The sequence below is a fragment of the Nitratidesulfovibrio oxamicus genome, assembly GCF_015731765.1.
In the GTDB taxonomy this organism is placed as follows: Bacteria; Desulfobacterota; Desulfovibrionia; order Desulfovibrionales; family Desulfovibrionaceae; genus Cupidesulfovibrio; species Cupidesulfovibrio oxamicus.
This window is the reverse complement of record NZ_VRYY01000009.1, coordinates 1-9,944: the sequence shown is the minus strand read 5'-3', so window position 1 is coordinate 9,944 and position 9,944 is coordinate 1. Positions and strand designations below refer to the sequence as shown.

9 protein-coding genes are annotated in these 9,944 nt (G+C 65.1%); 4 read left to right on the top strand and 5 right to left on the bottom strand.

Annotation, left to right across the window (positions count from 1 at the left end; translation table 11 throughout):
* Positions 1-89: 89 nt before the first annotated feature.
* The 3 genes from thrB to rplM form a co-directional block, all read right to left on the bottom strand.
* Positions 90-647 (bottom strand): homoserine kinase, encoded by a 558-nt coding sequence (gene thrB / locus FVW20_RS00445; RefSeq protein WP_196607816.1) that lies wholly within the window; start codon positions 645-647, stop codon positions 90-92.
* Positions 648-921: 274 nt separating this feature from the next.
* Positions 922-1,314 carry a 30S ribosomal protein S9 gene (rpsI, locus tag FVW20_RS00440; RefSeq protein ID WP_007522928.1) on the bottom strand — a complete coding sequence of 131 codons (393 nt, stop codon included), beginning with the start codon at positions 1,312-1,314 and terminating at the stop codon, positions 922-924.
* A 22-nt stretch (positions 1,315-1,336) separates the two neighbouring features.
* On the bottom strand, positions 1,337-1,771 hold the full coding sequence (rplM, locus tag FVW20_RS00435) for a 50S ribosomal protein L13 (RefSeq protein ID WP_167122187.1): 435 nt from the start codon (positions 1,769-1,771) through the stop codon (positions 1,337-1,339).
* A 505-nt stretch (positions 1,772-2,276) separates the two neighbouring features.
* Here rplM and FVW20_RS00430 point away from each other — a divergent pair.
* Positions 2,277-3,548 (top strand): HD domain-containing protein, encoded by a 1,272-nt coding sequence (locus FVW20_RS00430; RefSeq protein ID WP_196607815.1) that lies wholly within the window; start codon positions 2,277-2,279, stop codon positions 3,546-3,548.
* A 631-nt stretch (positions 3,549-4,179) separates the two neighbouring features.
* Positions 4,180-4,677, top strand: a complete 498-nt coding sequence (locus FVW20_RS00425) for a CBS domain-containing protein (RefSeq protein ID WP_196607814.1) — start codon at positions 4,180-4,182, stop codon at positions 4,675-4,677.
* Positions 4,678-5,103: 426 nt separating this feature from the next.
* On the opposite strand, the gene FVW20_RS00420 is transcribed toward FVW20_RS00425, so the two are convergent.
* The gene (locus tag FVW20_RS00420) at positions 5,104-6,135 is read right to left on the bottom strand and encodes an HD-GYP domain-containing protein (protein WP_196607813.1); all 1,032 of its coding nucleotides are present in this window, start codon (positions 6,133-6,135) and stop codon (positions 5,104-5,106) included.
* Between the two features lie 102 nt (positions 6,136-6,237).
* Entirely contained in the window at positions 6,238-7,650 is a 1,413-nt protein-coding gene (gene pyk, locus FVW20_RS00415) for a pyruvate kinase (protein ID WP_196607812.1), read from the bottom strand.
* Positions 7,651-8,209: 559 nt separating this feature from the next.
* Between pyk and mraZ the strand changes: the two genes are divergently transcribed.
* Positions 8,210-8,659, top strand: coding sequence for a division/cell wall cluster transcriptional repressor MraZ (mraZ, locus tag FVW20_RS00410; protein WP_167122195.1), 450 nt, complete (start codon positions 8,210-8,212; stop codon positions 8,657-8,659).
* 264 nt (positions 8,660-8,923) lie between these two features.
* Positions 8,924-9,944: 16S rRNA (cytosine(1402)-N(4))-methyltransferase RsmH (gene rsmH / locus FVW20_RS00405; RefSeq protein ID WP_231038742.1), on the top strand; the 1,021-nt coding region annotated here is incomplete at its 3' end.

Below are 9,944 nucleotides of genomic sequence, written 5' to 3'. Positions count from 1 at the left end.
GGCGGCGGTGCGGCCGGCCGCGTTCAGTGCGGCAACTATGCGCGATGACGCGAGGGGGGCAGGCTTGCGGCCAGGCTTGCTGGTGGACATCACGCCTCCCCGCCGGTCAGCCATGCCACGATGCGCGCGGCGCATCCGCCGGGCGACAGCGCATCGGCGGCCACGGTGAAGCTGGCATGGCGGCGATACAGCGCGATGCGCTCGTTGTACAGATCCTCGATGGTCTGTCCCGGCGCGATGGCCAGCCCCCGGTCGGGGTTCATGGCGATGCGTTGCAGGATCAGCGGCAGGGAGACCTCGAGGTAGACCAGCGGCCCCAGCGCGGCCAGGTGGGCCATGGCCTCGGGGCGATAGACCACGCTGCCGCCGGTGGACAGCACGGTGCGCCGCGCGCCGATGCGGCGGATGACGCCCGCCTCCACGTCCAGGAAGCTTTCCTTGTCCATGGAATCGGCCACGGCTTGCAGCCGGGTTCCATAGGTGGCCTCGATGAGGTTGTCGGTGTCCACGTGGGCCCAGCCAAGCTGAAGGGCCAGTTCGCGGCCCACGGTGGTCTTGCCAGCACCGGCCATGCCGATGATGCTGACGCACCCGTCGGGGGCGATGCGAGCCGGGTCAAGGGCGAGGAGCGGATCGGGAGTGGTCATGTGAAGTCCTGTGGCGAAGCCCTGCGCGCTGGCAGGACGAATATGGGCGGGCCGTGGCCGGAAAATCGTTGCGGCGCAAGCCCGGCGCGACTGCCTGTGTAGTCGGCGGCGGCATGCGGTGTCAACACTCGGGGGCGGCAAGGGCAGGGCGGATGGCGCATGCCGTGCGCTGCGCATTGCTGCGTTGCCCCGGCTTGACCCGCGCGACCGTGCCAACGCAAAAAGGGCAGGCCCGCCGAAGCGGACCTGCCCGAAAGGCAGCGTATGGAAGCGATTAACGCTTGGAGTACTGGTACCGGGCGCGGGCAGCGCGCTGGCCGTACTTCTTGCGTTCCTTCTTGCGGGCGTCGCGGGTCAGGAAACCGGCGCGCTTCAGGGCGCCGCGCAGTTCCGGCTCGACTTCGAGCAGGGCGCGGGAAATGCCGTGGCGCACCGCTTCGGCCTGGCCGGTCACGCCGCCGCCGCAGACGTTGACCTTGATGTCGAAGCGTTCGACGTTCTTGGTCAGCACCAGGGGCTGGCGGATGATCATTTGCAGCGACTTGCGCGGGAAGTAGTCTTCGAAGGGGCGACCGTTCACCACGATCTGACCGGAACCTGCGTACAGGCGGGTACGGGCCGTGGCGGTCTTGCGGCGACCGGTACCGTAGTTGAATTCGTTGGCCATGATTCTCTCCGGCTCGATCTGGTTAGTACTTGATGGCGAGCTGCTGCGGGTTCTGGGCGGCATGCGGATGCTCGGGGCCTGCGTAGACCTTGAGCTTCTTCAGCATGGCGCGGCCAAGCCGGTTCTTGGGCAGCATGCCCCGCACGGCGTTCATCAGCACGCGTTCCGGATGGGAGGCGAGCAGCTTCTCGAGGGTGATCTCGTGAAGACCGCCGACATACCCGGAGTGACGGTAGTATTTCTTGTCGGCAAGCTTGTTGCCGGTGACCTTGATCTTTTCGCAGTTGACCACGACGATGAAGTCGCCGTTGTCCATGTGCGGGGCGAACTCGGGCTTGTGCTTGCCACGCAGGCGATGCGTGATCTGGGTGGCAAGGCGGCCGAGAACCAGGTCGGAGGCATCGACCACGAACCATTCGCGGTTGATGTTCTCGGGCGTGGGGCTGAACGTTTTCATCAGAGCGTACTCCTGTGCGAGCTCGAAAGAACGGTCTATGTATTGGGTTCCCCGCCCCTTGTCAACAGAAAAAGGGCGTGGAAACGCGCGACGGACAATGCCGCCCCCGCAGGGCGGCATCATGCGTGCGATGCTTGCCGTACCGGCCTGGGCCGGATTGGGCCGGAGATGCCTTTCGCCTGCGGTCAGGCGTTGTGCGGCAGTCCCGGTGCATGTTGCGGAAACGCGGGTTCGCCTGGCGGTCGTCCACACTTCGGTCCCACTGGCGCGCCTAACGGGGCGGCTGGCCTGGGGAGTGGGCGACTTGCCCCGCGCGATTGCGCCGAAAGCGGCGGGCGGGGCGGCACCGGGCAGGCGCCGCAAGATCACTGACGGAAGGTTGGCTTGGACCATCCGGCGGGTTTGCGTGGCGTGAACCCGAAGCGTATCGCTTCAAACTCTTGAGCTTTACACCATGACCGCATACATTGCCAAGAGATTTTCTTGAACCCCCTCGGGAGGACCCATGCCCAGCATTCGCAAGAGCCTGCTCCAGTTCGTCTTTTCCGGTGCGTACATGAAGCGGTGGAACGACAAGCTGCGACCCGTGGAATTGCTGGAGGTGGACAAGCAGGCCCACAAGATGATCGTGGCCTGGCTGCTGCTGCAACTGAACACCCGCGGCCTGCCCGCCGAAGAACGGCTGCGCCTTGGGGCGGAAGTGGTGGAAGGCGGGCTGTTCGACTATTTCTACCGGCTGGTCATCACCGACATCAAGCCGCCGGTGTTCTACCGCATAAAAGAGAACGAGGCCCATTACAACGAACTGACCGAGTGGGTGGCGGAAGAACTGGAACACATCGTGCGCCCACTGGACGAGGATTTCTGGCAGCGCCTGCTGACGTACATCCGCCGCCGCGAAAAGAATACCCTGCCAGACCGCATCCTGACCGCCGCGCATCTCTACGCCAGCGGCTGGGAATTCAACCTCATCAAGCCGCTGAACACGTTCGACGACGAAATGCCGGACATCGACGGTTCGTTCCAGACCCGCCTGACCGCCATGGCCGACCTGGCCGGGGTGCCCGAACTCATCGGCGGATCCAGCAACGCGCTGGGGCGCTTCGCCAACCTGTGCGGGCAACTGCGTTTTCAGAAACGCTGGTCCCAGACCCCGCGCATTCCTGAAACCTCTGTCATCGGGCACATGTTCATCGTGGCCTGCTACGCCTACTTCTTCAGCATCGCCGTGGGTGCCTGCCCCGCACGGCGACTGAACAACTTTTTCTGCGGCCTGTTCCACGACCTGCCGGAAGTGCTGACCCGCGATATCATATCGCCGGTGAAGCGCTCCGTGAAGCAATTGCCCGAACTCATCCGGCAGTACGAAGAGCAGGAAATGCAGGAGCGGGTGTTCTCGCTGCTGGACAAGGCGGGTTACGGCGACGTGGCCAGCCGCCTGGGCTACTTCCTGGGGCTGGCCACCGGCTCGGAGTTCGACGAGACCGTGCGAGAGCCCGCACGCGATGGCAGCACGGACGACGCACTGTCTGTGGTCCGCAAGGTGACCTTCGACGAGTTGCAGTCCACCTGCAACATCGACACGCTGGACCCCAAGGACGGTCGTCTGGTCAAGGCCTGCGACACCCTGGCCGCCTTCATCGAGGCGCACACCTCCGTGCGCAACGGCGTGACGTCCAGCCATCTGCAAGAGGCCATCGCGCGGCTGCGCAGCGAGTACCGCCGGGTGACGCTGGGGCCGTTGCATGTGGGGGCGCTTTTCGCCGACTTCGACTAGGCGAGGGCAGTGTATGGGGGCTTTTGCCCTCTGCCTCCGCCCCGAAGGGCGCGAAGCGTGCCCGTTAGGCGAGCGTGCGAGCCTTACGGGCATCGTGCGCAGAGCGGTCAAACCGCCGTTTCATTCCGGTCGAGTACCACAAAGGTACGCGTTGCGGTCCTCATCCGTAAGGTTCGCTCCGCTCACCCAACGGCTGAGGCACTCCCTTCATGGAACGGCGTTCTTCCTTGGCAAAGAACAAAATCCCCACCTGCACTGCCCTCGCCTGTGACGCGGGCTTGGCCGGTGCGTCCCTTTATGGTCCATCAAGCCGTGTTTTTCCTCGGCAGAAGCCAAAATGCGCTCTTGCGCCGACACCACCTGCTCGCCCGGTATGGTCACGGCTTCGCCTGACTTGCGGCAGGATGCCGCGCCGGATGTGCGGAGTGTGGTGACGTTTCCGCATCGCATCCGCCCGCAGGTCTTGTGAAAGAGGAGACAAGCGGGGCGAGTTTTGATAACGATGACGCCATGCCCCATCCCGGCCCGATTTCGCCGTGGGGCCGGGGCGGCCCCGGAAACTTCGCGAATGCTCCGCTGACGCTCCGGACGGCCTGATGATGTCCACGAACACATTGCGAGGAGAGTATCGATGCTGTTGCGAAAGCGTGCCTGGGACATCGTACGGGATGAATTCCCCAAGCTGCGCGAGGACGATTCGCTGGCCGAGGCCATGCGCAAGCTCAGTTCCTGCGTGGGACCCGACGGCGGGGGCGGGGCGGGCTGCCTGTGCGCCCTGGTGTATGACGAGCGCGACATGCTGCGCGGTGCGCTTTCGGTGTGGGACACCGTGCGCTTCATGGAGGATTCGCTGCTGCGCAGCGGCTCGTTGCGCGGCATAGAGGAAGACGGCTTCGACCGCATCTACCGCAATGCCTGCAAGGTGGCCGGTTCCACCAAGGTGCGCGATGTCATGGACCGCGACATGACCCAGGTCGCCCCCGACGACCCGCTGCTGGTGGTGCTGGAAAGCTTCGTGAAGAAGGGGCGCAGCTACGCCGTGGTGACCGAGGCGGGCAAGGTGCTGGGCGTCATCATGATCAATGACGTGTTCCGCGAGATCAGCGGCGAGATCATCAGCCGCGTTTAGGGTATTGCGGCGCGGCACTGGCGGGCAGCACCGCGCGGCGCATGATGCCCGCGAATCACCAGTTGCATGCGGCCTGCGGGCTTTGCCTGCCTTGTCCGCATCGTCTGTGCCACCTGCCACGCCAGCGCGACGGTCCGTCTGCCAGTCTGGCTGTCTGGCCTCTGTTTGACCAGCGGGCCTGTCCCGAACCCTGCCGATCTGTTCATGCGAAGAACAAGGGCCGCTCCCGAAAGGGGGCGGCCCGTTTACGTTGCGCGGAGTGGGGGATACGGGGGCTGTGCAGGCGTGCGCCTTGCGGGATGGCGCCTGTGGCGCGGCGTCTCGCGTCGGGTCGGGGGGCGGCCCGCGTTCTGGTGCCTCCGCTTGCCCCAGTGTCGTCCACCAGTGTCATGCGGCAAGGTCGTTGCCCGGTGCCGACCCTCAGGGTCATTCCCTGGCCGGGGCTTCGGTCTTGGGCTTGCCGGTGGCGCCGAAGGCGTTGGTCACCAGCGCATTGAGCAGCAGCGAGGTGTAGCGCGCATCATAGCGCGCCTTGTCCGCCGCCAGTTCCTGCGCGGCTGGCACCAGTTCCTTGGCCGGAGCGTGGGGCCGCGTGCTGATCATGGCCGAGAAAGAATCGGCCACGGCGCAGATGCGGCCCAACCGACTGATCTGCTCGCCCTTGAGTTTCTGCGGATAGCCGGAACCGTCCAGCCGCTCGTGGTGCTCCAGGGTGCACTGGCGCAGTTCGTCGAAGGCCAGCCCCATCTTGTGCATGATCTTCGCACCCACCAGCGGGTGCAGGGGGATCTTGTCCTTTTCGTCGGGCTTCAGGGGAGTGGACTTGGACAGGATGAACGCGGGCACCTTGGCCATGCCCAGGTCGTGCAGCAGAAGGGCCAGCGCCGCCCGGTCAAGGTCGCGGCGCTTCAGGTTGTCGCCCATGGAGGTGGTCAGGAGCCACAACCCCACCGAAAGGGTGTTCAGCGAGTGCCTGGCCAGCGAATGCTCGCGGTACAGGCGGCGCATGAACTGCTTCACCCGGTGCCTGTCCTGCCACAGGTACTCGGTCAGCACCATCACGTCGCGGTACAGCACTTCGAACACCGGCTTCACCGGCTGGTCGATGAATTCGTTCACCCGCAGGGTCAGGGCCTGCTGGAAGATGTCGGCGACCTCGCCTTCCTTCAGGTTCCTGTCCACCAGCACGAGGTCAAGCTGGTGCACGATGTGCTGCGAATAGATGGGATGGTCCGAGCGCGAGACGAACAGGTCGCCTGCTTCGCACATGCGCTGCACCTCTTCCACCTGGTCGTTGGTAAGCCGTGCGCCCTTGCGGGTGTATGGCTGCAACTGGGCCAGGTCTTCACGGAAGCGGAACAGGTCCACCGGGGGACGGTATTTGGGAAAGCTCGACAGTATCTCCGTGCTGATCTGGTAGTATTCCTCGGAGATATTGTCGGGAATGGTTGCCTTCACCGTGGGTAGCTCCCTTGTGGTGCCCGCGTGGCATGCGCGGCTGGTGCCGTGGCGTCCGGTCCGTTCCGGCGGTCCCTGGGCGGGGCCGGACGCCGCTTGCCGTTATTTTCTGTAAATCTTCACCATGTTGGTGCCGCGCGGCTTGCGTCCGGCCTTGGGCTGCCCGGCGGTGATGACCACGTTGTCGCCCTTTTCGAAGTCGGGCGCGGTATCCACGAAACGCTCGGCCCGTGCCACGTGGCCGGGGATGTCCACCGGGATGTCCTGCGGCACGATGCCCCACGAGAAGTTCAGGGCGCGCAGGGCGGCGGAGTCGGGCGTCAGCGCCCAGACCATCTGGCGCGGGCGGCGCGAAGAAATGAGCCGTGCGGATGCGCCGGTCATGCTGTGCGAAACGATGCCCCTGGCACCGGTCTTTTCCGCCAGCAGGCAGGCCGCGTAGGCCAGGAATTCCGCCGTGCCCTTTTCGTCCGCCGGTTCGGCAAGGCGCTGCGTCTCGAAGTGCAGTTCTTCCGCCTTGGCGGCTATTTCCTTCATGAATTCCACGGTCTCCACGGGAAAGTTGCCCATGGCCGTTTCTTCGGAAAGCATCACGCAGTCGGCCCCGTCCAGCACGGCGTTGGCCACGTCGGTGGTTTCCGCGCGGGTGGGGGAGGGGCTGTTAACCATGGAGAGCAACATCTGTGTGGCCACGATGACCGGTTTGGCCGCGCGGTTGCAGGCGCGGATGATGCGCTTCTGCATGGCGGGCAGGGCGGGCAGGGGGCATTCCACGCCCAGGTCGCCGCGGGCCACCATGATCACGTCCGCCTCGGCCAGGATGTCGTCCAGCCGATCCACGGCGTTCTGGCGTTCCAGCTTGGCGATGACGGGGATGTGCCTGCGACCGCTGGCCGCGATGATTTCCTTGGCGTCGCGGATGTCTTCCGGCGTCTGCACGAAGGACAGGGCCACGGCGTCCACGCCCAGTTCCAGGCCGTCGGCCAGGTCCTTGCGGTCCTTTTCGGTCAGGGCGGGCAGCCGCACCGACTTGCCGGGCAGGGCCAGCCCCTTGCGCGAGGTGATGATGCCGCTGTTGTCGGCTTCCAGTTCGAAGCACCCTTCGGGCGCAGTGCCCAGCACGCGGAACTGCAACCCGCCGTCGGACAGCACCAGCCTGTCGCCGGCTTCCAGCCCGTTCAACACGGCCTGATTGGTGAAGGGGATGAACGGCAGCACGGCGCCGGCAGGTGCCTTGGGGCCCAACAGCACGCGGTCGCCCTTGCCCACGGAGATGGCGCCGTCCGGAATTTCACCGATGCGGATCTTGGGGCCGGAAAGGTCCTGCAGGATGGTCACCGGGCTGCCGCATTCGGCTTCCAGTTCGCGCAGCAGGCGCACCAGATCCACGAACATGGAGGCGCTGCCGTGGGAAAAGTTGAGTCGAAAGATGCGCACTCCAGCGGCGATGAGGCGCGAAAGCACCTCACGCGAGCGCGATGCCGGGCCTATGGTGGCGATTATCTTCGTTCTCATGATCCACCCCTGTGCAATAAGTTGTATCTTGTCAAGCCGTTTGTGCGTCATGGAGGGTGCCGTCTGTCTTGCGGGGGCGCGCGGCGGATACCCCCGTATATCGTGCCGACACCCTTTGTGTCCCCATGCGTTTCGTAAAAATATCAGGGCAGGCCGGGGCAGCGCACAACAAATGGGAAGGGGCGGGCCATCGGGTGCCCCGAAATGCCGTGCGGCAGCGCACGCGCGGCCCTTGCGTGAGGGAGGTGCCGCAGGCTTTGGGGTTTGGTGCTTTTCCTGTGTATCTTGCTGAAATAATTTTTACTATCAAGGAAGTCTCGTGCAGGGAAACTCCCGTTAGAAATTTTCTAGACTCTGCCGGAGGCCACGGCTTGACAGTGCCCAACATATCATAGAGAAAGTGGGAAATTGTGGTAAAAAGTGGTAGAGTCTTCCGAAAAAGCCCCTTCCTTCCGAAGGCAAATGCCCGACACGGCATGCGGGGGGGGGACGGTGGAAGCAGGGTTGTAGTTCTGGTGTGTCGCGCAATAGTGCGAAATGACAGGCAAGTGGTGTTCTCATGTTGTTCAGAGGCCGTTCCCACCGCAGTCTCGACCCCAAGGGGCGACTGATGCTGCCGCCGGATTTCCGCGACATTCTCGTGTCGCGTGCCGATGGCGGCAAGCTGGTGCTGACCAGCTTCGACGACTGCGTCATGGGTTACCCCCTGCCCGACTGGGAAGACTTCGAGCGCAAGTTCTCCACCCTCAAGAACCCTTCGCGCAAGATGCGCGACTTCCGCCGCCTGGTCATCGGCAGCGCCGAACTCATGGAACTGGACGGGCAGGGCCGGGTGCGCATTTCGCGGTCGCACATGGACTACGCGGGCATCACCAAGGACGTGGTGCTGCTGGGCCAGGGCAGCCGCTTCGAAATCTGGGACCAGGGCCGCTTCGACGGCATCGTGGCGCAGGACTTCGACGACGTGGCCGCGGAACTGGCAGACAGTGGCATCGAACTTTCCCTTTAGGGGCTGTCCCAAATGGTCTTTTCGCCCGTTGGCTGACCGACCCGAAGGGCGCATGGCGTGCCCGTTAAGCGAGTCAGCGAGCTTTACGGGCATCGAGCGCAGAGCGGTCAAACTGTGCCTGCCATAGCTCTGCGGTCCTCATCCGTAAGGCTCGCAAGCTCGCCCAACGGCTGAGGCATACTCTCTCATGGCAGGCCCGTTTTCCTTGCCAACGAACGAAAATCCGGCTTTGGAAACAGCCCTCCCGAGGCACAGGACAATGCAATGACCGGCGCACCCGACTCCACCACACCGCAGGCCGCCTCCGATTCCACGGAAGGGACCCGTGCCGCCACGCTGCACGTGCCCGTGCTGCTGGACGAGGTGCTGGAGGCGCTGGCCCCCCGCCCCGGCGGCAGGTACCTGGACGGCACCGTGGGCCTTGGCGGCCATTCCGCCGCCATCATGGAGCGCATCGGTCCGGACGGCGAGCTGTGCTGCCTCGACCGCGACATCACGGCGCTGGGGCTGGCCCGCCAGCGTCTGGCCCAGTGGGGCGGGCGCGTGCACTTCTTCCACACCCGCTACGCGGCCTTCGAGGCGGCGCTGGACCAGCTGGGCTGGGACAAGGTGGATGGCGCGCTCATCGACATCGGCGTGTCGTCCATGCAGATCGACATGGCTGATCGCGGCTTCAGCTTTCATGCCGACGGCCCGCTGGACATGCGCATGGACCGGGACGGCGACGAGGCCCCGGCATCCAACCTGGTCAACCGGGCTACCGTGGACGTCCTGAAGGACATCATCCTGCGCTACGGCGAAGACCCCATGGCCGGACGCATCGCCCGCGCCATCGTGGACGCCCGCGCCGCAGGCCCCATCGAGACCACGGCCCAGCTCGCGGCCATCGTGGACCGGGCCTACCCGGCCAAGTGGCGCGCCACCTCGCGCAACCACCCGGCCACCCGCACCTTTCAGGCCCTGCGCATGGCCGTCAACGACGAACTGGGCCAACTGGAACGCTTTCTCGACCGCATCCTGGACCGGCTGAACCCCGGCGGGCGGCTGGCGGTGATCACCTTTCATTCGCTGGAAGACCGCATCGTCAAGCATCGCCTGCGTGACGAATCGCAGGGCTGCGTGTGCCCGCGCAGCGTGTCCCGCTGCGAGTGCGGCCACAAGGCCCGCGTGGACGTGCTGACTAGAAAGCCCGTCACCGCCAGCGAGGCGGAACTGGCCCGCAATTCCCGCGCGTCCAGCGCCAAGCTGCGCGCGGCCCAGCGGCTGGCGGAGGGCCAGGCCCCGC